Source organism: Methylocella tundrae (genome assembly GCF_901905185.1).
Taxonomy (GTDB): Bacteria; Pseudomonadota; Alphaproteobacteria; order Rhizobiales; family Beijerinckiaceae; genus Methylocapsa; species Methylocapsa tundrae.
On sequence record NZ_CABFMQ020000035.1, the window covers coordinates 1 to 22,905 of the forward strand.

Here is a 22,905-nt window from a genome sequence, read left to right on the forward strand (position 1 = left end):
CTTCAACAAGATCAAGCACTACCGCGGCGTCGCCACGCGCTACGACAAACGAGCCGACAATTTCCTCGCCGGAGTCAAGCTCGCCTCAATACGCATCTGGTTGCGCCATAATGAGTCGATGACCTAAAGTGCGGACCGTCTCGGGGAAAAGCGTGATTGGGTCGATTGGCGTCGATCACGCTTGAATTCCGCTTCCCAACCTCAAAACTTCTCGCCCTTCGCCCAGATTGCCGCGCTCAGCTCCGCCACGGGCGCCTGTGAACTGCGGCGCGTGCGCAGCATCACGAATTCAAGATCGCCAAGGATCGGCATGCCATTGACCGGCGCCCGTTCGACGAGGCCTTTCGGAATCAGCTTTCGCGAATGCGCCATATAGCCTAGTCCGGCCTCCGTCGCGGCGACGAGGCCGCTGAGGCTGCCGCTCGTGCAGGCGATGCGCCAGGGCGCGCCGACCCGCTCCAGCGCGGCCAGCGCCATGAAGCGCGTGATGCTCGGTGGCGGATAAAGGATCAGTTGCACCTGATCGTTTGGCGTCGAAGGCGACTTTTCGGCGCCGACCCAGACGAGTTTGTCGCGCCAGATGAGGTCGCCGCGCTCCTCGCCCGGCCAGCGCTTGCAGAGCACGAGGTCGAGTTCGCCGGCGTCGAACCGGTTGATCAGCGTGTTGCTCAGCGCGATCGTGAATTCGAGATCGACGAGCGGATGGTTCTGCACGAATCCCGCCAGAATATCGGGCAGCCAGGACTGAACGAGATCCTCCGACGCGCCGAAGCGCAGGCGGCCGCGCAGTTTGGCTCCGCCAAAATAGCGCGTCGCTCTCTCATTCGTTTCAATAATGCTGCGGGCGAAAGCCACCATCGCCTCGCCTTCGACCGTCATGGTCACGGAGTGCGTATCGCGGATGAAAAGCCGGTGGCCGACCATTTTTTCGAGCTTGCGAACATGCTCGCTGACGGTTGGTTGGCCAAGGCCAAGGCGACGGCTCGCTTCGGAGAAGCTCGCGCCCTCCGCAATGACGAGAAAAGTCCGCAAACATACTGGATCAAGCATAAGGCTATCGGCAAAACCCATCGCACTTATCGCGATTATCCGCGTTCAGCTGCGCAACACAAACTGAATAATAGATCGCCGTACACTGTGAAAGGCGAAACAAGAAAAGATAGGGGAGGACAGGATGATGTTACAACGGCAAGGCGATCGTCCTTCAGCCGGGGCGCGTCGGCGGCGTTCGCGCGCTTGGCAGTGAATGAAGCCGCGCGCCATGATGATTTCCCGCAAGCTGACGTCAACGACGCATATTTTCATCGCCGCCTGCCAGTTCGTTTACATTTATACGCCCGTGCATGAATGGCGATATGGATTGCCTGTCGTGCAATGCTTGACTTTTCCTCTGCTATTGGCGACCGGGCTTTGGCTCTTCATCGGTCGGCGGCTGTATGGGGTCAAGCGGGCGCAGCGCCCGCCGTCGCCGCTCGGCGAGGCGAAGGGTTGACAGCTCGCAGTCGCAGGTCTCGCGCCCAGGCTATCAGCAAACCCTATTGCACTTATCGCGATCGCCCCCGTTCAGCTCGCAAAAGCAATCTCCCATAATGAGCCAGTTGCAGTCTGAAAGCTTCAACAAGAAAAGACGAGGGAACAAAAGATGACTTTATATTCGCGACGCAAGCTTCTTGCGACCGGCGCGGCCGGCGGCCTTGTAGCCGCGGCGGCCGCCACAGGAGCGTCGGCCGAAGACTATTCAGCCGCGGCCATGAGCGATCCGGGTCCGCATGACCCCGCCCAGGCGGCGACCAACCCTTATGACTGGCAGGGACTGCCGACCGATCACGGCAATCTCGGCACGCTTCGGCATTCCTTCTCGCAGGTGCACAATCGACATACCGACGCTGGCTGGGCGCGCGAGGTGACGGTCCGCAATTTCCCGATCTCGAAAAACATGGCCGGCGTCAACATGCGCCTGCCCAAGGGCGCCGTCCGCGAATTGCATTGGCACGTGCCGGCCGAATGGGCCTTCGTGACCTATGGCGTCGGCCGGATCACCGCGGTGGATTCCGGCGCGCAACGTTTCGTCGCCGACGTCAAGGAAGGCGATCTCTGGTTCTTCCCCGGCGGCGTGCCGCATTCCATTCAAGGTTTGGGGCCTGACGGATGCGAGTTCATTCTCGTGTTCAACGACGGCAATTTCTCGGAAGACAGCACCTTTCTGATTACCGACTGGTTCAATCACACGCCAAAAGAGGTTCTCGCCAAGAACTTCGGCGTTCCAGCCTCGACCTTCGACAACACGACCAAGAAGGATCTCTGGATCTTCGGCGCCCCGGTGCCCGGCAGCCTCGCCGATGATCTCGCGGAGAGCCAGCAACCCTTCGTGACGAACCCCTATGCGTTTCCGCTGGGCGACCAGAAGCCGGTGTTCCAGTCGGCCGGCGGCTCTGTCCGCATCGCCGACGTAAACAACTTCCCCGCCACCACAATGTCGGCCGCGCTGGTCGAACTCGAGCCCGGCGGGCTGCGCGAACTGCACTGGCATCCGCTCTCCGACGAATGGCAATATTACATCAGCGGCACGGCGCGCATGGGCGTCTTCCATGGCGAAGGCCGCAATAATACGGTGGAGTTCCATCCGAGCGACGTCGGCTATGTGCCGCAGTCGATCGGCCATTATGTCCAGAACATCGGCAAGGACACGGTGCGCTTCCTCGAAGTGTTCACGACGCCGCAATACGCCGACGTCTCCCTGGCGTCGTGGATGAACAATGTGCCGCATGAGCTTGTCGCCGCCCATCTCAACATCGACGTGGCGACGCTGCAGAAACTGGCGCAGCGCAAGACGCCGGTTGTGCCGGTCTAGACCATTCGCTAGCATGCATTAAAATTAGGACGCCAGGCTGAGATTGAGGCGGACTCGCAGGTCGCGAGCCCGCCCTTCTCTTACGATGCGCATCGACAGCGCAAAAAAAAGGCGCAAATGGTCAGGGAGGACCGACGTGAGCACGACCTTGAATCTGGAACACGGCGTCGAAAAGGCCGGGTTTCTTTCGCGCGAAAACACTGTCGCCAAACCCGGCTTCAACCGGTGGCTCGTGCCGCCCGCCGCTCTCGCCATTCATCTTTGCATCGGCATGGCCTATGGGCTCAGCGTGTTCTGGCTGCCGCTGTCCCGGGCGCTCGGGCACGACAAGTCGCTCGCCTGTCCCGACATGTCCGTCTTCAGCGCGTTGTTCACGACGAGTTGCGACTGGCGCGTCAGCGATCTTCTCGTCACCTTTGAAGTTGGGATTGTCGTTCTCGGCGTGTCCGCTGCTTTGTTCGGCGGCTGGCTTGAACGCGCGGGCCCCCGCAAGGCGGGTCTCGCCGCCGCGATCTGCTGGGGCGGCGGCTTCCTGATCGGCGCTTATGCCGTCTATATCCACCAGCTCTGGCTTCTTTGGCTGGGCCTCGGCGTGATCGGCGGAATTGGTCTTGGACTCGGCTATATTTCGCCGGTTTCCACTTTGATCAAATGGTTCCCGGACCGGCGCGGCATGGCGACCGGCATGGCCATCATGGGCTTTGGCGGCGGTGCGCTGATCGGTTCCCCGCTCGCCAACATTCTGATCAACCACTTCAAGTCGCCGATCGACGCCGGCGTCTGGCAAACCATGGCGGTGATGGGGGGCATCTATCTCGTCGCAATGCTGTGCGGAGCCTTCGGCTATCGCGTTCCGCCGAAAGACTGGCTGCCCGCGGGCTGGATTCCGTCGCAGCATAAGAGCGCGCTTGTCACGAGCGGCAATGTCGATCTGAAGGACGCGCATAAGACGCCGCAGTTCTGGCTCATCTGGGCGGTGCTCTGCCTCAACGTCTCGGCCGGCATCGGCGTTATTTCGATGGCGTCGCCGATGCTGCAGGAAATCTTCGCAGGCTCGCTCATCGGTCATCCCGACGTCGGATTCGCGGCTCTGGATACGGCGCAGAAAGCAGCCGTCGCGACGATCGCCGCCGGCTTCGTCGGGCTGTTGTCTCTATTCAACATCGGCGGCCGTTTCGTCTGGGCCTCGCTCTCCGACAAGCTCGGGCGCAAGACGACTTATTTCACCTTTTTTGGTCTCGGCATCGTGCTTTACGCCTTGGCTCCCACTTTTGCGCATATGGGATCGAAGGCGCTTTTCGTTGCATCCATGTGCATCATCCTGTCGATGTATGGCGGCGGCTTTGCGACAGTGCCAGCCTATCTCGCGGATGTTTTCGGCACGCGGTTCGTTGGCGCCATCCACGGGCGTTTGCTGACCGCCTGGTCGACCGCCGGCATCGTCGGTCCGGTGGTGATCGGCTATATACGCGACGCGCAGATCGCCGCCGGAATCAACCGGGCGCTGGTCTATGACCGCACCATGTACATTCTGGCCGGTTTCCTGGCGGTCGGCCTCGTCTGCAACGCGCTGGTTCGTCCGGTGAAAGAAAAGTGGCTCATGAAGGACGAGCCGCTGGCGCATGGGGCAACGGCCGGCGGCGCCGTTGCGAAGGCAGGGCCGGGCGCTTCCGGCATCGGCGTTGGCGGCTTCGGCGTGGCGACGGCGATCCCGTGGGCGCTGGTCGGACTTCCGATCCTCTGGGGCGTCTGGAAAGCGCTCGAAAGCGCCGCCAAAATGTTTCAGTAAGCCTGTCCGGGAATGAGGGCTGGCGGCAAAACGCCAGTCCGTCTTCCTTGAAATTCAGCGGCGCTCAGTCTTCCTTATAGCCGAGCTCAGGGACGCCCTGTTCGGCGCCATAATATTTGTAGGGCAGGAATTTGCCCGACATGGTGAGCTTCACACGATCGCCCTTGGGGTTCGGCTCCCGCTCAATCTGCAGATCGAAATCGATCGCCGACATGATGCCGTCGCCGAATTCCTCCTCGATCAACGCCTTCCATGCCGGACCGTTGACCATCACCATTTCAAAGAAGCGATACAGAAGCGGATCGGTCGGAGGCATCGGAGAGCCTCTGTGAGGCACTTCATTCAGCATCCGCTCCTCAAGCTCGGAAAGACCGAAAAGCGCCGCGGCCTTTCTCGCCAGAGGCTTTACGAGCTTCATCTGGCCGAGCAGCGCGCCGACGATGATGATCTCCGATACGCCGCCGATCTCGCTGGTGATATATTTCCAGCTCCAATTGTGCTCGCGTTTGATGTCGAGGATTTTTTCGGTCAGTTCTTCGCGCTTCACGATTGATCGCTCCATGACGCCTGCAGGCTTCTCGAAGCTTCTGTCCTGTCGGCAGGATGAAATGAGAACGCTCGAACCGCGGCGGCGGCTCGGCGCAGGGCGTCGATGCTCGGGCGTCCCTGCGCGGAGCCAAGAGCGAGGAGCGCCGAAGCAAGCCGGGGTCCGACCTTGTAATGATCGAACGCGGCGTCGCCGCCTGGCGCCAGCAGCGCTGTTTTGACGGCCTCGACGTCGGATGGGCTTCCGCCCGCGTCGAGGGCCAGCATAAAGGCCAGCGCGCCGCGCTCCTCGGGCCGATCCCGCCATTCGCCGCGCAGAAGCCGGTACAGATTGACGAAGCGCTTCACCGCACGGGCCGAAGGGCCCGCGAGCGGCGCGAGGGCGGTGAGGAGCTGCGCCTCGTCGTCGGTCAACGGCTCATCGAGCACGGAGCGCGCCGCGTCTGGAAGGGTGGCTGGCTGCTTCGACTCCCTGGCGTCCGGGGCGGCGCCTCCAATGATGGCGCGGATTTGCGCGGAGTAATCCTGCCGCGCGGATATTTCGCCGACCTGGAACGGCGCCTGGATCCATTTATCGAGATCCAGCGCGTCGTCCGGCGAACCAGCGCCGAAGCGGAGCGGATCGGTGGAAATGAGGCTGACGTAACCTGGCCCGAGAAGGTTGCGGACATGGACGAGAATGTCCCGCGCGCGCGATGTCGGAAGAAGGTCGAGATTGTCGAGCGCGACGACGATGCGTTGCGGCGTCTCGGCCGATCGTCCTTGCGCGGCGCCGCGCTTTTGCACCAGCGCGCCGACCGCAGCGATGAAGCGCTGGGCCTGCTGCTTTAAAACGTCCGTCTGGAAAGGGGATGGTTCAGCCAGAGCCGGATTGGCCGAGTGAAGACCGCCGGCCCGCCGCTCCGCCTCGGCGGCGTGGCGGCTGAGACGATCGACTTCGGCGGCAAAATCCTGCACGCGGCGCGTCTGATGCCCGAAGAATGCGTCGCTTTCGCGCCGCCGTTCGAAAAGATCGCCCTTAAGCAGGCTTTCGCCGCGAAACACCAGCTGGATCAGACGCAGGCCCCGCCAGATGTTGGTCAAAAGCGCCAAAGCCGCGGCGACAAAGGCCGCCCCCCGCAGGGTTAGAAGCCAGCCGACGTGAGCCTCGATCCAGTCTGTCGCGCCCGCCATCTGCGGCTGCGTGCGCAGCCATCCGATCCAGGTCGATTGATTATCGAAGGCAAGGCCGAGGCCGAAGCCGATCAGCGCGAAGACGATCGCCGTGACGATCAGTTTCGACTGCCCCTTGAGGCCCCAGAAGGCCTGCAGCGCGAAGCCCGTCCGCGACACGCCCTGGCTGTCGGCGAGGGCGCGCACCATATCCTTATAGCCGAGCAGAGGATCGCCGGCGACGCCGAAGCGCGCCATCGTCGCGGCGATTCGGTTGCGCCGGCGGCTCGCGTAAGCGTCAACCTGCGATCCCGGCGTCTCATAGAGAACGGTCTCGGCCAGCTTCGCTCGGCGAGTCTCCGCCTCCTCGAGCGAGCGGCGCTCTGCCTCGAGCTTTCGTCTTGCGGCGTCGAGCCGCTCAAAGGCCTCGCGCGCGGCGAGCGCGGGATCGCGCGCGGTCTGGCTCGCTTCGATGGCAAGGTTTGGCGCTTCGATCGCAAGGCGCGCGTAAAGGGCGCTTGCGAGCGCCGGAACCGGATGCCCATCGAGGTCGGCGGCGTTGACGCGAAGCGTCAAAATTTTCGCGAGGAACGGCGTTGAGCCGACGCGCCCCGCGCCCGCGCTCAAGCGTTCGATCGCATGAATGAGCTTGTTCAGCGCGACGCTCTTGCCGCAGCCCGAGGGGCCGAGCAGACCGATCGCGAGGGGCGTCTGCGTTCGACGATGCGACGCGAGTTCGGCGAGGAGGTTGAGCGGCGCGTCGAGCCCCAGCGCGTCGGAGGCGAGGGCGGCGGGATCGTCCGCGACATCCGCTGCGAAAATCGGCGCCTCGGCCGCAGGCGGCGCAGCTTCCGCCGCAACGGCCGGCGCGGCGGCCGTCTTCGCGACCGAGCGGGCGGCTCCCTGGGCTGGCGCGGGCTCCGCGCCACGCGCGCCGGGAATGATCGTTCCGAGGTTCCGCAATCCGATGTCAGGCAAGGCGTTTATCCTTATTGAGGCATAGTTATTGTAGACCATCCTCGCTTGGAGCGGAATTGGTCAGTCTTGCTATCTCGTTGTTTCAACGCTCGATTTCATCGCGAAGGCCTGCAACTTCCAATATCAGGGGTCTTCCTTGCAAGAAGTCTTGACCCGGCTCGGGCCCGCGCGCAAGCGATCCGGCGAAATCCGCGGGCAATGTGACGCAGCGCGCCTCAAGTTTGCGTGATGCTTTTTGCAAAGCTTGCCCTTGCGCTCCTTTTTCGACGTCGCCAAAGCGCGCGGCGCCCCATTTATCTGGACCCCTGCGCCCTGCGCGTTTACATAGCGTCCAACCCTTTAATCTCTGGCAACGGATGCGAGCCCTGATGGCGCGGCAATTCATTTATCATATGCAAGGTCTGACCAAGACCTTCTCCACCGGCAAGAAGATTCTCGAGAACGTCAATCTGTCATTTTATCCGGACGCCAAGATCGGCGTTCTCGGCGTCAATGGCGCCGGCAAATCGACGCTTTTGAAAATCATGGCCGGGATCGACAAGGAATATACTGGCGAAGGCTTTGTCGCCGAGGGCGCTCGCGTCGGCTATCTGCCGCAGGAGCCGCAGCTCGATCCGGCGCTCGACGTGCGCGGCAACGTCATGCAGGGCGTCGCGGCGAAAACGGCCGTTCTCGAGCGCTACAATGATCTCGCGATGAATTACTCCGACGAGACGGCCGATGAAATGACGAAACTGCAGGACGAGATCGAGGCCAAGGGCCTCTGGGATCTCGACGCGCAGGTCGAGCTCGCTATGGACGCGCTCGGCTGTCCTCCGGACGATTGGCCGGTCGACAAGCTGTCTGGCGGCGAGCGCCGCCGCGTCGCGCTGTGCCGCCTCCTGCTCGAACAGCCGGAGCTCTTGCTGCTCGACGAGCCGACCAACCATCTCGACGCCGAGACGGTGAACTGGCTCGAAGGCCATCTGCGGACCTATCCGGGCGCGATCCTCATCGTCACGCATGACCGCTACTTCCTCGACAATGTGACGGGCTGGATTCTCGAGCTCGACCGCGGCCGCGGCATCCCTTACGAGGGCAATTATTCGGCGTGGCTGAAAGCGAAGCAGAAGCGCCTGCAGCAGGAAAAGAGCGAGGACGCCTCGCGCATGCGCGCTATTGAGGCGGAAGCCGGCTGGATTTCGTCGAGCCCGAAGGCCCGTCAGGCGAAATCGAAAGCCCGCATTCAGCGCTATGAGGATCTTGTCAATAAGCAGAACGACAAGCAGGCGGTGACCGGCCAGATCGTCATTCCCGTGGCCGAGCGGCTTGGCAATACGGTGGTCAATTTCGAGCATCTGTCGAAGGGTTTTGGCGACAAGCTGTTGATCGACGATCTCACCTTCAAACTGCCGCCTGGCGGCATCGTTGGCGTCATCGGCCCGAACGGCGCCGGCAAGACGACGCTGTTTCGCATGATCACCGGTCAGGAAAAGCCGGACAAGGGCACGGTGACGGTCGGCGAATCGGTGCATCTTGGCTATGTCGATCAGTCGCGCGATTCGCTCGACCCGAAGAAAAACGTCTGGGAGGAAATCTCCGAGGGCGCCGAAGTGATCTATCTCGGCAAGCGCGAGATCAATTCGCGCGCCTATACAGGGGCGTTCAACTTCAAGGGACCGGACCAGCAGAAGAAGGTCGGGCAGCTCTCGGGCGGGGAGCGCAATCGCGTGCATCTCGCCAAAATGCTGAAATCGGGCGCCAATCTCCTGCTGCTCGACGAGCCGACCAATGATCTCGACATCGAGACTTTGCGCGCGCTTGAGGAGGCGCTGACGGATTTTGCCGGCTGCGCCGTCATCATCTCGCATGACCGCTTCTTCCTCGACCGGATCGCGACACATATTCTCGCCTATGAGGGCGACAGCCATGTCGAATGGTTCGAGGGCAATTTCCAGGACTATGAAGAGGACAAGAAGCGCCGCCTCGGCCAAGAGAGCCTCATCCCGCACCGGATGAAGTATAAGAAGTTCTCGCGGTAGCTCGCGGCGGCCGGACTTTGGAGCGAAATTGCATTCCGCTCCTTAAGTCTTTATTTTAACGAATGATGGGTCCGAAAAGTCTGCAATCTTTCGGCATCGTTTTCGAGTGTCTTCAAAATAAAATGGAGGCTGATGATCCCAGCAACGCGCTTACCGGGATCATGCGTTTTGTGCCGTGAATTCAGCGCAATGCGCCGACAAGCCAGAGGATCAGCAAAATAATAAGAACCGTGCCAAGCACGCCGCCAAGGCCCGCGCCGCCGTAGAGGCTATGCGCGTAGTAACCGCCTCCGCCGCCAAAGATTAACAATACAATAATGATGATAAGGAGGGTGCTCATTCTCTTGTCTCCGGCCAGGCTGCTTTCTGGCGCTTCACCCGGTGGCAGATCACCGAGGGCGCTAGCTTAACGCAAACTGCAGAGGTTGGTTCAAATGTTTGTGCAAGGCATGGACGCAAATAGGCTTTTTTTTGAAGCTCCCTGTCTTGGGCGGCCACGTTCAAGCGACGTGAAAGGCGGCGCTGAGCTCTTCGACGGCTTCCCATAATTCATCGAAATGAGCGATGACGCGGTCGGGCTTGAACGTCTCGACGGGCAGGTCCGTATAACCAAAATTGACGGCGACGACCGGCACTTCGGCGTTGCGCGCCGTTTCAATGTCGGTTTTGGAGTCGCCGACCATAATGGCCCGGCGCGGGTCGCCGCCCGCCTTGGCGATGGTGTGCAGCAAAGCTCCGCCGTCGGGCTTGCTGACGGCGAATGTGTCCTTGCCGCAAATCGCCTTGAACCGTTCGGCGACGCCGAGCGCGGTCAGCAGCAGGACGGAAGGGCCTTCGATCTTGTTGGTGCAGACGGCAAAGCTCCAGCCCGCCTCCTCGAACCGGTCAAGCGCCGCGGTGACGCCCGGATAAAGCACGCTGTCGTCGGCGATGTGCTCCTCATAATGGAGGAGATAATCGCTAAAGAGCTGATCGAGCTTGATCTCGTCCACTTCGACGCCATTGGCCTTTAGCCCACGCTGGAGCAGCGCTTTGGCGCCGGCGCCGACCATGGAGCGCGCGTCCTGGAAGGGAATCGCGGCTAGCCCCTCGCGCGTAAGAAGGGCGTTGAGCGTCGAGACGAGATCGACGGCGGTGTCTGCGAGCGTGCCGTCGAGATCAAAGACGAGCAGCGGACGCGGCGAAAGAGACTGGGTCATGGGCTCCTGCTCAAGCCGGAAGAAATATGGTCGTGAACCTTTAGGGAAGGCGGGGTTTTAGGCAAGCGACAGTTTTGGTCATATCGCCGCCGCCGTGAGCGGCGAAACGTTAGATGTCCCAGCGATTTGGTGTAGAACAGCGTCAAAATCAATGGTGAAGAGGCGCTCGGGGAGCTCACATATGCGGGTCTTGGATTTTCTTTTTTCACCACCGCGCGCGTCAAAACGCGGCTGCCGGGCCGCCGCTCTGGCCGCGGCGATGGGCGCCGCCGCGCCCGCCCTCGCCGCCAATTACGAGTTTCTGGCGGCGCCCGAGACGGATTTGAACCGAGTCTACCGCCTTGACCGCGCGACGGGTGAGATCGGCGCATGCCAATATGGGCTGAAGGAAGGAACCGTCGGCGTCACGCTTTGCTATCCGTCAGGGGAGGGCGCCGGCCCGCAGGCTTCGAGCGAATATTCTCTGATCGCCTCGCGGCATGAGCGCGAAGGCGGCGTGTTCCGCGTCGACCTGCGCACGGGCATGATGTCTATTTGCTATGTTTTGAACGAGTCCGTCGTCTGCACGCCGCAGGCGCGGTGACGCGCGAACGAGCCTGAAGGCAAAGCTTGACGGAAACATGCGCAAAGGACTACGCCGCTTGGGACGCCGCAGTCTCTCGCGAAAAGCCTTGCGCGGCCGAGGCCAGAGATTTGCCGATGACCGCCTTCAGTTCCGACGCCGCAAAGCGCCTTGCCGCCGCCGAGGCCCTGAAACTGGTCGCGCCGGGCATGAGGCTTGGACTTGGCACAGGATCGACGGCGAGGCATTTCGTCGATTTGCTCGGCGCGCGGGTAGCGGGGGGGCTCGATGTGATCTGCGTGCCGACGTCGGAACAGACGAGAGCTCAGGCGGAACAACTCTTTATCCCTCTCGCGACGATCGACTCCGTGCCGGAACTCGATCTGACCGTCGATGGCGCCGATGAATTCGATGCTCGCCTAAGGCTCATCAAAGGCGGCGGCGGAGCCCTGCTGCGTGAGAAAATCGTCGCCACGGCCTCACGACGGATGATCGTCATCGCGGATTCCTCGAAGCAGGTTAAAACCCTTGGCGCATTCCCGCTGCCGGTCGAGGTCACTCCTTTCGGTCTTGAAGTTACCTGCCGCATGATCCGCGCGACAGCTGAAGCGACGGGAGCAACAGGAAGCATCCGGCCGCGTCAGACCGCCGGAGGAAAAGCTTTTATCAGCGACAATGGAAATTACATCGTCGACTGCCATTTCGGCGCGCTGCCAGATCCCGATGAGCTGGCCCGGCGTCTTTCCGCCATTCCGGGCGTCGTGGAGCATGGGCTGTTTATCGGCGTCGCCAAAGCTGTCATCAGCGCGGGTCCGGAAGGCGTCGAGATTTTCGGCCGGCTTGACGAAGCGCCATAGCGAATAATTCTGGCGAGGGGCGGGGCCATCGGCTCCCGAACACGCATCGGAAGAGCAAATTCCGCTCGAGATTGAGGCTTGCTTTGGGAGATTGCCGGTTGCTCAAGATGATCGCGAGACATGAGTTGATGCTTGGCTTTGGGCTCGCTCTGATGGCCGCGGCGACGCTCTGCCCCGCGGCGGCCCAGCAAAAGGCGCCCGCCCCCGCCCAGCCGGCGAGTCCCGCCCCGGCGGCGGCGCCGATCACTCCGGCTCATCTCGCCGCCGCGCGCGCGCTGGTCATCGGCTCTGGCATGTCGCGCTCGTTCGGCGTCGTCATACCGCAGTTCGTGGACCAGATCGGCAGCTCGCTCTCGCAGACGCGGCCGGAAATCGTGCAGGATCTCAAGGAAGTTTTGACCAATCTTCGGCCGGAATTTGAAAAGCAGGCCGACGAAATGACAGATATCGCCGCGCAAATTTTCGCCAAGCGTCTGAGCGAGGCGGATCTCAACGCCGCCGTCGCTTTCTTCAACAGCACCGCCGGCAAGAACTATGTGGCGGCGCAGCCAGCCATTTTGACCGATATCGTAACCGCCATGCAGGGCTGGCAGGGCAAGATCTCGACCGACATGATGACCCGCGTGCGCGAAGAGATGAAGAAAAAGGGTCACGACATCTAGGGATCGCGCCGAAAGAAGCGCCTCTCGCGCGCGACAGGCTCAGAGCCTCGCCCGGAAACCCGGGCTGGACGCCAGCTTGACAGTCCTTCAAAACCTTTTGTCGCCGATTTTGCCTACGGAGGCGTTGAGAATGGCTGATTTCGATGTTGATCTCTTTGTCATCGGAGCAGGCTCCGGGGGCGTCCGGGCCGCGCGGATCGCGGCCGGCTACGGTGCAAGGGTCGCCATCGCGGAAGAGTTCCGGATCGGCGGCACCTGCGTCATCCGCGGCTGCGTTCCCAAAAAATTGATGGTCTACGCCAGCCGCTTCAAGGACGATTTCGACGACGCGGCGGGATTTGGCTGGACCGTTTCCGCCCCGTCTTTCAGCTGGCGGAAACTGGTTTCGGGCAAGGAACAGGAAATCTCGCGGCTGTCGGCGATCTATCGCGCCAATCTCGACAAGGCCGGCGTCCTGACCATCGACAGCCGGGCCGTGGTGGAGGACGCCAACACCGTGCGCCTTCTGGCGGACGGCCGCCAGCTGCGCGCCAAAAAAATCCTCATTGCCACAGGCGGAACGCCGGTGCTCGACCCTGATATTCCGGGACGCGAGTATGCGATCACCTCGAACGACGTCTTTGATCTTCCATCCTTGCCAGGGCGCCTGCTGATCGTCGGCGCGGGCTATATTTCGGTCGAGTTCGCCTCGATTTTTGCACGGCTTGGAACCAAGGTCGCGATCGCGACGCGGGGCGAGAATGTTTTGCGCGGCTTCGACGAAGATTTGCGTAACGGCGTTCGCGATGCGCTGATCCATGCGGGCGTCGATTTTCATTTCAGCCATTTGCCGACGCGGATCGAAAAGAACTCCGGCGACCTTCGCGCCCATCTGACTTCGGGAATTTATCTCGACGTCGATCACGTGATGCTCGCGACCGGCCGGCGCCCCCATACGGCCGGGCTCGGCCTCGAAACCGCGGGTGTCGAACTCGATGGCCTCGGCGCCGTCGTGGTCGACGCCTTCTCGAAATCCAGCGTTGATTCCATCTATGCGGTCGGCGACGTGACGAACCGCCTCGCGCTGACGCCGATCGCCATTCGTGAAGGCCACGCTTTCGCCGACACCGTTTTCGGCGACAAGCCGACCGCGGTCATTCATGTCAATGTTCCAACCGCGGTCTTCACAACGCCGGAGATCGGCACAGTCGGCCTCAGCGAAAGCGAAGCGCGCGCCATCTATGATTGCGTCGACATCTATTCCGCGAGTTTTCGCCCCCTCAAGGCGACGCTTTCCGGCCGGGCTGAGAAGGTTTGCATGAAGATCGTCGTCGATGGCGCGACCGATGTGGTGCTCGGGGTGCACATCCTTGGCGACGACGCGGGCGAAATGGCGCAGCTGCTGGCGATCGCGGTCAGGCTCGGCGCGAAAAAAGCCGATTTCGACGCGACTATCGCGGTGCACCCGACCTCCGCCGAGGAGCTTGTCACGATGCGCACGCGCACGGCCCGTTATGAGCGGGCGACCATGGGCCCCGAGGCGCCTGACGCCATCGCCGCCGTTGAAGCGTAGTTGAGCGCGTAAGCGGGGAAATCGTGAAACGTCCGCATTTAGAGGGTATTGTCAGCGGCGTCTCAGTTTGCGGCCCGCGCCGTTTCCTTCCGAAAGTCGGATTGGCGATTCGTGCGTTGCGGGTCCGCGCCGATGGGCGACATGGAGTTCGCAGCGATGGGTGACTTATCTGTCAGGCAATGCACCGTTGCGGACAAAGGCGCCGTGTCGGCGATGCTTGGAGCCGCGTTCCAGGAAGATCCCGTCATGTGCTTCATCTTCCCCGATCCCGAGGCGCGGCGCGCCCGGCTGCCGGGCTTTTTCGGCGTCATTTATGACGGCGACGGCGCAAACGGCGCTCGCTTGATGACGGTCAACGGCGAGGCGGCGACCCTCTGGCGGGCGCCGGGTCACGGGCGCCTCTCTCTGCGCGAGAAAATACAGGAGGCCTGGCCGTGGGTGGCCGCGTCCGGTTCCGCGCTGGGCCGCGCGCTCGCCTACAGCGGAGCCAGCGACAGGCATCACCCCTCCGAGGCGCATTGGTATCTTCACATCGCTGGCTGTCACCCCGCAGCGCAACGACAAGGTTTTGGCAGCGCGGCCATTCGCACGGGACTTCTGCGCTCCGATTCCGATGGCGTCCCCGCCTATCTGGAAACGGCGACCGAGAGCAATCTGCCCTTTTACGCCTCGCTCGGCTTCAATGTCATCGGCGAGTGGAAGGTCAGGAACGGGCCCCTATGCTGGTCGATGCTTCGCAAGCCAGCCAGATAGGCGCGGCGGAAGCGCGCGCCGGGTAGCGCAGGGCGCCTTGCGTCAATGGGTTTTCGCCTGCTAGAGCATTTTAGAAAAGCGTTTCCTATGTTAGGAGGCGCCGTTATAGATGCCGATCTGTTCGGCTCGGATCCGCGGCCTTTGGCGCGGTCTGAGGCCTAAGATTATCAATGCGACAATCACACGGCGGCGAATGGCCGTCCGGGAGTACAAAAATGTCCGCCGATAATTGGTCGCCCTCCAGCTGGAGAGGCAAGCCAATCGAGCAATCGCCCGCTTATCCCGACGCCGCCGCGCTGGCCGACGTCGAGAGGCAGCTCGCCGGCTTTCCGCCGCTCGTCTTCGCCGGCGAGGCGCGCAAGCTGAAGCGCATGCTCGGTAAAGTCGCCAATGGCGAAGCCTTCCTTCTGCAGGGCGGCGACTGCGCCGAAAGCTTTGCTGAACATTCGGCCGACAATATCCGCGATTTCTTTCGCGTCTTCCTGCAGATGTCCGTCGTTGCGACCTTCGCCGCCGCTCTGCCCGTGATCAAGGTCGGCCGCATCGCCGGCCAGTTCGCAAAACCCCGCTCGGCGCCTGACGAGACCGTTGGCGGCGTCTCCCTGCCGAGCTATCGCGGCGATATCGTCAACGACATCGCATTCAAGGCGGCGGCGCGCGTGCCGGACCCCGTGCGCCAGCTTGACGCCTATCGCCAATCAGCGGCGACCTTGAACCTGCTGCGCGCCTTCGCGACTGGCGGCTACGCCAATCTCGAAAACGCGCATGGCTGGATGCTGAGCTTCATCAAGGACAGCCCGCAATCGGCGCGCTATCAGGAGCTTGCCGACCGCATCACCGAGACGCTCGGTTTTATGCGCGCGATAGGGCTCGACCCCGAATCGCATCAGGAATTGCGGCAGACCGATTTCTACACCTCGCATGAGGCCCTGCTGCTCGGCTTCGAGGAGGCGCTGACGCGCGTCGATTCGACAACCGGCGATCATTACGCGACCTCCGGCCATATGATCTGGATCGGCGACCGCACGCGCCAGTTGGATCATGCGCATATCGAATATGCGCGCGGGGTGAAAAATCCGATCGGCCTCAAATGTGGTCCCTCGCTCAGCGGCGATGAACTGATCCGCCTGCTCGACATTTTGAATCCCGCCAATGAGCCGGGGCGGCTGACGCTGATCTGCCGCTTTGGCGCGGATAAGGCCGCGGACCATCTGCCAACGCTCATTCGGTCGGTGAAGAAGGAAGGGCGCAGCGTCGTCTGGTCCTGCGATCCGATGCATGGCAATACGGTCAAGGCGGCGTCCGGCTTCAAGACGCGGCCGTTCGACAGGATCATCAGCGAAATCCGCACCTTCTTTTCGGTGCATCAGGCCGAGGGGACCTACGCCGGCGGCGTGCACCTCGAAATGACTGGCAAGAACGTGACCGAATGCACCGGCGGCGCGCGGGCGATCTCTGAAGCCGATCTGCATGATCGCTACCACACCTATTGCGATCCGCGGCTCAATGCGGAGCAGGCGATCGAGATCGCTTTCCTGATCGCCGAACTCCTCAAGGCCGAGCGCATCGGCCGGGGCCTCGCGGCGCAGGCCGCCGCCGAGTAGTCAGGGCGCCAAATGGAATTTTCTTTCAGTCGGTCCTCTTCGCCTGGAGTCTATCCGGGCGAAGAGGAGGCCGGTTCGCATAAGCAAAGGGCGCCCGGCCAAACAGGCCGCGCCGCGCGCTCCGCGGGTTGCGCGATGATCTTGGGCGCCCGCGTCCTTCGATGATCGCAGACAGCCTCGTCATCGGCCTCGCCCAGATCGATTCGACGGTCGGCGACATCGCCGGCAACGTCGCCCGCATCCGCGCCGCGCGTGCGGAGGCCGCCGCTTTCGGCGCCGATCTTTTGATGTTTTCCGAACTGTTCATCGCGGGCTATCCGCCGGAAGACCTCGTCCTCAAGCCGGCCTTTCTTGAGGCCTGCCGCGCTGCCTGCGAGGACGTCGCCCGCGACACCGCCGATGGCGGTCCGGCGATCCTCGTCGGCCTGCCTTTTGTCGAGGATGGGCGCACCTACAACGCCTACGCCTTGCTCGACAAGGGCCGCATCGAGGCCGTGCGCTTCAAGGTGGACCTGCCGAATTATGGCGTCTTCGACGAAAAGCGGGTGTTCGCGGCCGGCCCCATGCCGGGGCCGATCGTCTTCAGGGGCGTGCGCATCGGCCTGCCGATCTGCGAGGACATCTGGGGGCCGGACCCGGTCGAATGCATCGCCGAGACCGGCGGGGAGATCCTTCTTTCGCCGAACGGCTCGCCCTATTGGCGCGGCAAGAGCGACGAACGGCTCGCCGCGGCCGTCGCCCGCGTCGTCGAGAGCGGATTGCCGCTGATCTATCTCAATCAGGTTGGCGGCCAGGACGAACTCGTTTTCGACGGCGCGTCCTTCGGGCTGAACGCTAACGCCACGCTCGCTTTTCAGCTTCCAGCTTTCACATCGACGGTCGCCAAAACGGTCTGGCGGCGCGGCCCCAAAGGTTTTGTCTGCGTCGAAGGCCCGAAAGTCCAGGTCGAGCAGGGCGAGGAGGCCGATTACGCCGCCTGCGTCCTCGGCCTTCGCGAATATGTTGATAAAAATGGTTTTCCCGGCGTCGTGCTCGGGCTTTCAGGCGGCGTCGATTCGGCCCTCTGCGCGGCGATGGCGGTGGATGCGCTTGGTCCCGAGCGCGTGCATTGCCTGATGCTGCCCTATCGCTACACCTCGAAGGACTCTCTCGCGGACGCCGAGGCTTGCGCCCGCGCGCTTGGCGTGCGCTACGATATTGTGCCGATCGAGCCGGTCGTCGCCGGCTTTGAAACGGCGCTCGGCCCGATCTTTCAAGGGACGACGCCGGGCCTTACGGAGGAAAACATCCAGAGCCGTGTGCGCGGCGCGATTTTGATGGCGGTTTCCAACAAATTCGGCGCGATGCTGGTGACGACCGGCAATAAGTCGGAACTGTCCGTCGGTTACGCCACCATTTATGGCGACATGAATGGTGGCTTCAACCCGCTGAAGGACCTCTATAAAATGGAGGTGTTCCGGCTCGCCGCCCTGCGCAACCGTTTTGTCCCGAAGGGCGCGCTGGGGCCTGCCGGCGAGGTGATCCCGAAAAATATTCTCATCAAGCCGCCGTCGGCGGAGCTGCGGGAGAACCAAAAAGATCAGGATTCGCTGCCGCCCTATGAAGAGCTCGACGCGATCCTCGAAGGTCTCGTCGAGAAGGAAATGCGGGTGTCGGACCTCGTCGCCGCGGGCCAAAATCTCGAGACGGTGAAACGCATCGAGCGGATGCTCTATCTTGCCGAATATAAGCGCCGCCAGTCGGCGCCGGGCGTGAAAGTCACGAGGAAGAATTTCGGCCGCGACAGGCGCTATCCGATCCTCAACCGCTTCCGCGACGCCGGCGGCCCCGCTGTCGCGCCGCAAGAGGGACCGAGCGGACGGGGTTTCGCGCCGACGGATGACGCAATTTAGGGAGGAGCCAGGGAGCTGAACTTTTACAGATGCCCCGGCCTTTACTTCCCATGCTCCTCGCCATGCTCCTCGCGCCATTTCCTCACGGCGGCGAGCGCGTTCTCAATGTGTTTTTCCGCGCCATTGTCGGCTAAAGTGGAAATGATCTTTCCCTCTGGCGAAATCACAAAGGAAACGCGATGGGCGAAGGCCGCCCCGGCGCCCGGAATCGTGAAGGCGACGTCATAGGCTTTGATGACCGAAAAGCTTGGGTCCGCCCCGACCGGGAATTTGTCGCGGCACTCCTTGCTCGAAAATTCGCGCTGAACGTCGATGCCATCGCTCGAAACGCCGATGACGCTCGCGCCCGCCGCCGCGAAATCTTCGATGCTTTCGGCGAATTCATGCGCCTCGACCGTGCAGACGCTCGTAAATGATTTTGGGTAGAAGTAGAGGACTACAGGGCCCTTCTTCAAGGCTTCGGCAAGGGAGAACTCAAACACCTTGCCGCCTTGCGCCGCCGCTACGGTGAAGTCTGGCGCGGCGTCTCCCGGCTTCAGGGCCGCCATGGCGGCGGTGGCGAAAAGGCCAAAGAAAAGGGAAAGGAAAAGGGTCGAGGGCTTCAAGGCGGCATCCTTTTGTCGCGAACGCGCAGAGGCGGCCAACAGAGAGCCGAACGCCCCGCCATATGACCCATAGATGCGCGTTCGGTCCAATCAAAGCTGTCGGAGCACGGCCAAACGGCGCCCCAAACGCTCGTTCACCCCTTGCCGACGCTCGGCTCTTCCTCGCGCACGCTCATCTCATTGCCGCGCCAGACGAAATTATCAACAAACCAGGCGTCGACATAGATCACCGGCAGCATCAGGTCGCGCAGGATGAACATGAACGGCATGCGCCAGGAAAAATGCCAGCCGACGGAGCGCGCCAGCAAAGCCTCGGGGACATACCAGGCGAGAGAGACGGCGATCAGCGCGGCGGCGATGCTGCCGCCGACGGCGTAGGCGGCGTAAGCGGCGACCAGCAGAAGCAGCGCGCTGCCGGCGAAAATCTCCGGCGCATAAAAGAGTGGAAAAGTCTTGCGCCGCATGCGCGCCCAGCGCACCTGCCGCATCCAGACGTCGCGCAGGCCGCGAAAGCCAAGCGGCTGTTCGAAGGGGCTGTCGACCAGATTGACGATAAGGCCCTGACGGCGCACCAGTTTCGTCGAGGCGGCGTCCTCGGCGATCTCGGCGGCGAGCGCCCTGATGCCGCCGCCGGCCTCCATCACATCGCGCCGCCACAGCATGTTCTTGCCCTGCGCGAAGCCGCCGCCGAGCGTTTCGCCGGCATATTGCCAGCGCGCCTCGAAACTGTTGAGGAAGGCGCATTCAAGCTCGGCCCAGAGGTTTTGCGGGCGCGAGCCAAGCGGCATCGAGCAGACAAGGCCGGTCGTCGGCCCGAAACTGGCCAGCATGCGCTGGACATAATCTTTCGGCATCAACACATTGGCGTCGGCGAGGATGATCCATTCATGCGCCGCGGCGTCCCAGCCCCTGACGCAATTATTGAGCTTGGGGTTCTGGCTCACTTTTTCGTCGCCGATGATGAGCTTCGCCGGAATTGCGGGATTGGCGGCGATGAGGCGCCGGACGAGCGGAACGACCGGATCATTCGCCCGCGCGACGCAGAAAATCAGCTCATAGACCGGATAATCGAGCGAAAAACTCGATCCAAGCGTTTCGTCGCAAAAATTGTCGAGGCCGCACACCGGACGGACGATGCTGACGCCGGGAGCCGCCTCAGGGGCGGGCAGGGGGCGGCGTGGCGGTCTTGCCCGCGCCATCGCAATCCCGATACTGAGGATATTGAGGCTGATCAGGACAAGGCAGAAAAAGGCCGCCGCATAAATTGACGTCATGTGCGCACTCCCGAGCTAGCCTTCCTTGAGGGGCAACAAATAAGTCTTATAAAGTTGAGGCGGGCGCGTATGAAGCGCGTTCCATCCCGCACCACGTCAGGAAAGTGATGTCGCATCCCATCGTCCGCTTCGCGCCTTCTCCGACCGGGGCCATTCACATCGGTAACGCGCGAACCGCATTATTGAATTTCCTTTTTTCAAAAAAGCATCATGGCGAATTCATTCTTCGCTTCGATGACACTGACGTGGAAAGATCAAAAGAAGAATACGCACAGGCGATTGAGGTCGATCTTGCGTGGCTCGGCGTCATTCCCGATGTCGTGCTGCGCCAGTCGCAGAGATTTGCGCTTTACGACGAAGCCGCCGAACGGTTGCGCGCGTCCGGACGGCTCTATCCCTGTTACGAGAGCGCGGAGGAGCTCGACCGCAAGCGCAAGCGTCAGCAGGCGCGCGGTCTGCCGCCGGTCTATGATCGCGCCGCCCTCACGCTAACGCTGGAGGAGCGCAAACGGCTCGAGGCTGAGGGGCGCCGGCCGCATTGGCGCTTCAAACTCGATCATAAAATCATCCGCTGGGACGATCTCGTGCGCGGCGAGAGCCATATTGATTCGGCCTCGCTGTCCGATCCCGTGCTCATTCGCGAGGACGGCAGCTACCTCTATACGCTGCCCTCCGTGGTCGACGACATCGATCAGACGGTCACGCTGATCATTCGCGGCGAGGATCATGTCACTAACACCGCGGTGCAGATTCAGCTCTTCGAGGCTCTGGCCGGCGAAGGTTCGGCGCCTGATTTCGCCCACCACAATCTCTTGTCGTCGGTCAGCGGCGAGGGCTTGTCGAAGCGCAGCGGAGCCCTTTCGATCGGCGGCTTGCGCGACGCCGGCGTCGAATCGCTCGCTGTCGCCGCCGCGGCTGTGCTGATCGGATCCTCGACAGCGCTGCATCCGATCGGATCGCTGAATGAGCTTCTCCCGGCGCTCGATCTGAAGCAGATTTCCCGCACGCAGACGCGTTTCGATCCGGCTGAACTCGTCGCCCTGTCCGCCCGCACGCTGCATGGCTTGAGCTTTGAGTCGGTGCGCGAGCGGCTCGCCGCTCATGACATCGCCGGCTATAAGGCGCAGCCATTCTGGCTCGCGGTGCGCGGCAATCTCTCGACCTTCCTCGACGTCATCGACTGGTGGCGCGTCGTCGAAGGCGAAATCGAACCAATGAGCGCCCCTGATCTCGATCCTGATTTTTTGCGCGAAGCCGCCGCCAGCCTGCCTGAAGAGCCGTTCGACGAAACGAGCTGGGCGCAGTGGATCAAAGTGCTGAAGGAGCGCACCGGCCGCAAGGGCAGGGCGCTGTTCCATCCGTTGCGTCTTGCCCTGACAGGACAGGAGAATGGCCCGGAACTCGCCGTGCTCTTGCCGCTCATCGGCAAAATCAAAGCGTCGGCCCGACTATCCGGACGCGTCGCTTGACCCCATCGGGGCCGATCACCTCTCGCGTCACATCCGCGCTCTGTGTTTTGGGCAGGCTTTGAGGGATGCTCGCCAAAGGCGCGGGCGTCAGAGATCCATCGAGGTTGACCTGGCTCCTTGGAGCGCTTTTCGGGGTCGAGAGTTCGACTGATTTTTCCGGCGTCACCAGGATATCCCCCTTGCGCTCTCCTCCAAGCACGCGGTCGGCGCCAGCGAGCGCGTCGACCCAGGATTGTCCCGGCGGCTTGCATGTGCAGCTTGGATCGAAGGTCTTCTGGAATTTCAAGGCGTTCGGCATTTCCGAATAAGGCTCGCCATCGAGCGAGACGGCGGTGTCGATCTGATTGCTCGGCACGCGTGTGTAAACGGCGACCGTCGCATTGGGACACAGCGCCTGGCACAGATTGGTCAGTTGCTCGTGATCTGCGTTGCGAGCGGAAATGCTCAATGGGAAAAAGCCGCCGTCGCAGGTGCGCACGCAGACGGCCTGCGATCCGCCATGCGCCTTTTGCTCCTCATCGCTCTCCCGGCCATTGTCGTCATAGGGGCCAGTCCCCGGCTGCGGCTGCGTCTCGGGAGCGCTCGGAATGCCGAAAAGCTGCTCGAAAAAGCCGCGCTGGCGCGGCGGCGGCGCCTGGTTGCGGCAATAGGCGTTGAACTTCGCTACGAGATCAGCTCTGGCGGCGGCGCGGTCGGCGGCTCCGCCGCCCGCCTGCGCCACGCCAATGGTCGCCTGCAACTGGAGAATCTGCGCGTTAAGGCTGGGACAACGTCCGCCGCCGCCGCCCGAAAAGGCGATCTCCGGCCGATCGCAGCCGAGCGAGCGCGCATAGGTCGTCAGGCGGCCAAGTTCGGCCATCTGCTGGCGGGAGGGGCCGGAACCGCGGGAGCCGCCGCCGCCGCGATCGAGTTCGGCGATCTTCGCCTGCAATCCGGCGCAATCATAATTTTGCGCCAGCGCCCCTTGGCCAAGGCAGACGAGGCCCATAATCGCCACCGCGGCGCGCGAAAACCGGCTGGATTTGTTCAACCATCGCGCGGGAAAACCGTGAAAGCCGGACACATCGATCATCAAAACCCTATCGCACCTTTTCTCGCGCCAAGCGAGGCCGCGACCGGCGACGCCACGCCCTTCCGCC

The 22,905-nt window shown here is 62.4% G+C and carries 20 protein-coding genes and 1 pseudogene; 13 read left to right on the top strand and 8 right to left on the bottom strand.

Translation table 11 applies throughout. The features are described 5' to 3' along the window. A pseudogene (locus tag MPC4_RS04215) lies at positions 1-127 on the top strand (IS5/IS1182 family transposase); the annotation flags it as partial. Between the two features lie 74 nt (positions 128-201). Here MPC4_RS04215 and MPC4_RS04220 read toward each other — a convergent pair. Then, on the bottom strand, positions 202-1,050 hold the full coding sequence (locus MPC4_RS04220) for a LysR family transcriptional regulator (protein WP_134486047.1): 849 nt from the start codon (positions 1,048-1,050) through the stop codon (positions 202-204). A 211-nt stretch (positions 1,051-1,261) separates the two neighbouring features. Between MPC4_RS04220 and MPC4_RS04225 the strand changes: the two genes are divergently transcribed. The 3 genes from MPC4_RS04225 (at position 1,262) to MPC4_RS04235 (ending at position 4,640) form a co-directional block, all read left to right on the top strand. Further along, positions 1,262-1,492 (top strand): hypothetical protein, encoded by a 231-nt coding sequence (locus MPC4_RS04225; RefSeq protein ID WP_174511426.1) that lies wholly within the window; start codon positions 1,262-1,264, stop codon positions 1,490-1,492. Between the two features lie 150 nt (positions 1,493-1,642). Further along, entirely contained in the window at positions 1,643-2,851 is a 1,209-nt protein-coding gene (locus MPC4_RS04230) for a cupin domain-containing protein (RefSeq protein ID WP_174511427.1), read from the top strand. 136 nt (positions 2,852-2,987) lie between these two features. Then, complete coding sequence (locus tag MPC4_RS04235) at positions 2,988-4,640, top strand: OFA family MFS transporter (protein WP_244628835.1); 1,653 nt, start codon at positions 2,988-2,990, stop codon at positions 4,638-4,640. A 64-nt stretch (positions 4,641-4,704) separates the two neighbouring features. Here the strand turns inward: MPC4_RS04235 and cynS are convergent, their stop codons facing one another. Together cynS and MPC4_RS04245 are read right to left on the bottom strand one after the other, a co-directional pair. After that, the gene (gene cynS, locus MPC4_RS04240) at positions 4,705-5,187 is read right to left on the bottom strand and encodes a cyanase (protein WP_134486050.1); all 483 of its coding nucleotides are present in this window, start codon (positions 5,185-5,187) and stop codon (positions 4,705-4,707) included. Further along, positions 5,184-7,316: a P-loop NTPase family protein gene (locus MPC4_RS04245; RefSeq protein WP_174511429.1), complete on the bottom strand. Its 2,133-nt coding sequence runs from the start codon at positions 7,314-7,316 to the stop codon at positions 5,184-5,186. Before MPC4_RS04245 ends, cynS begins: the two co-directional genes overlap by 4 nt. 368 nt (positions 7,317-7,684) lie before the next feature. On the opposite strand from MPC4_RS04245, the gene ettA reads away from it, so the two are divergent. Continuing rightward, positions 7,685-9,337: an energy-dependent translational throttle protein EttA gene (gene ettA / locus MPC4_RS04250; protein WP_174511430.1), complete on the top strand. Its 1,653-nt coding sequence runs from the start codon at positions 7,685-7,687 to the stop codon at positions 9,335-9,337. A gap of 181 nt (positions 9,338-9,518) precedes the next feature. Here ettA and MPC4_RS04255 read toward each other — a convergent pair whose 3' ends face one another. Beyond that, positions 9,519-9,677 (bottom strand): DUF3309 family protein, encoded by a 159-nt coding sequence (locus MPC4_RS04255; RefSeq protein ID WP_174511431.1) that lies wholly within the window; start codon positions 9,675-9,677, stop codon positions 9,519-9,521. Positions 9,678-9,837: 160 nt separating this feature from the next. Then, positions 9,838-10,536 carry an HAD-IA family hydrolase gene (locus tag MPC4_RS04260; RefSeq protein WP_174511432.1) on the bottom strand — a complete coding sequence of 233 codons (699 nt, stop codon included), beginning with the start codon at positions 10,534-10,536 and terminating at the stop codon, positions 9,838-9,840. A gap of 181 nt (positions 10,537-10,717) precedes the next feature. Between MPC4_RS04260 and MPC4_RS04265 the strand changes: the two genes are divergently transcribed. From MPC4_RS04265 to MPC4_RS04295, 7 genes are all read left to right on the top strand, one after another. Then, positions 10,718-11,119 (top strand): hypothetical protein, encoded by a 402-nt coding sequence (locus MPC4_RS04265; RefSeq protein ID WP_174511433.1) that lies wholly within the window; start codon positions 10,718-10,720, stop codon positions 11,117-11,119. A gap of 116 nt (positions 11,120-11,235) precedes the next feature. After that, the gene (gene rpiA, locus MPC4_RS04270) at positions 11,236-11,955 is read left to right on the top strand and encodes a ribose-5-phosphate isomerase RpiA (RefSeq protein ID WP_174511434.1); all 720 of its coding nucleotides are present in this window, start codon (positions 11,236-11,238) and stop codon (positions 11,953-11,955) included. A 107-nt stretch (positions 11,956-12,062) separates the two neighbouring features. Further along, positions 12,063-12,617 carry a DUF2059 domain-containing protein gene (locus MPC4_RS04275; protein WP_174511512.1) on the top strand — a complete coding sequence of 185 codons (555 nt, stop codon included), beginning with the start codon at positions 12,063-12,065 and terminating at the stop codon, positions 12,615-12,617. A 130-nt stretch (positions 12,618-12,747) separates the two neighbouring features. Beyond that, positions 12,748-14,169, top strand: coding sequence for a glutathione-disulfide reductase (gor, locus tag MPC4_RS04280; protein WP_174511435.1), 1,422 nt, complete (start codon positions 12,748-12,750; stop codon positions 14,167-14,169). A gap of 156 nt (positions 14,170-14,325) precedes the next feature. After that, positions 14,326-14,922, top strand: coding sequence for a GNAT family N-acetyltransferase (locus tag MPC4_RS04285; protein ID WP_210253594.1), 597 nt, complete (start codon positions 14,326-14,328; stop codon positions 14,920-14,922). Between the two features lie 215 nt (positions 14,923-15,137). After that, positions 15,138-16,526, top strand: a complete 1,389-nt coding sequence (locus MPC4_RS04290; protein WP_174511436.1) for a class II 3-deoxy-7-phosphoheptulonate synthase — start codon at positions 15,138-15,140, stop codon at positions 16,524-16,526. Between the two features lie 161 nt (positions 16,527-16,687). Beyond that, complete coding sequence (locus tag MPC4_RS04295) at positions 16,688-18,418, top strand: NAD+ synthase (protein ID WP_174511437.1); 1,731 nt, start codon at positions 16,688-16,690, stop codon at positions 18,416-18,418. A gap of 41 nt (positions 18,419-18,459) precedes the next feature. Here the strand turns inward: MPC4_RS04295 and MPC4_RS04300 are convergent, their stop codons facing one another. After that, positions 18,460-19,023, bottom strand: a complete 564-nt coding sequence (locus MPC4_RS04300; protein ID WP_244628836.1) for a peroxiredoxin — start codon at positions 19,021-19,023, stop codon at positions 18,460-18,462. A 134-nt stretch (positions 19,024-19,157) separates the two neighbouring features. Next, entirely contained in the window at positions 19,158-20,297 is a 1,140-nt protein-coding gene (locus tag MPC4_RS04305) for a ceramide glucosyltransferase (protein ID WP_174511438.1), read from the bottom strand. A 107-nt stretch (positions 20,298-20,404) separates the two neighbouring features. Here MPC4_RS04305 and MPC4_RS04310 point away from each other — a divergent pair, with 107 nt between their 5' ends. Next, on the top strand, positions 20,405-21,766 hold the full coding sequence (locus tag MPC4_RS04310; RefSeq protein ID WP_174511439.1) for a glutamate--tRNA ligase: 1,362 nt from the start codon (positions 20,405-20,407) through the stop codon (positions 21,764-21,766). Here the strand turns inward: MPC4_RS04310 and MPC4_RS04315 are convergent. Then, positions 21,729-22,838 carry a DUF2865 domain-containing protein gene (locus MPC4_RS04315; RefSeq protein ID WP_174511440.1) on the bottom strand — a complete coding sequence of 370 codons (1,110 nt, stop codon included), beginning with the start codon at positions 22,836-22,838 and terminating at the stop codon, positions 21,729-21,731. The two genes, MPC4_RS04310 and MPC4_RS04315, sit on opposite strands and share 38 nt — an antisense overlap. Positions 22,839-22,905: the final 67 nt, after the last annotated feature.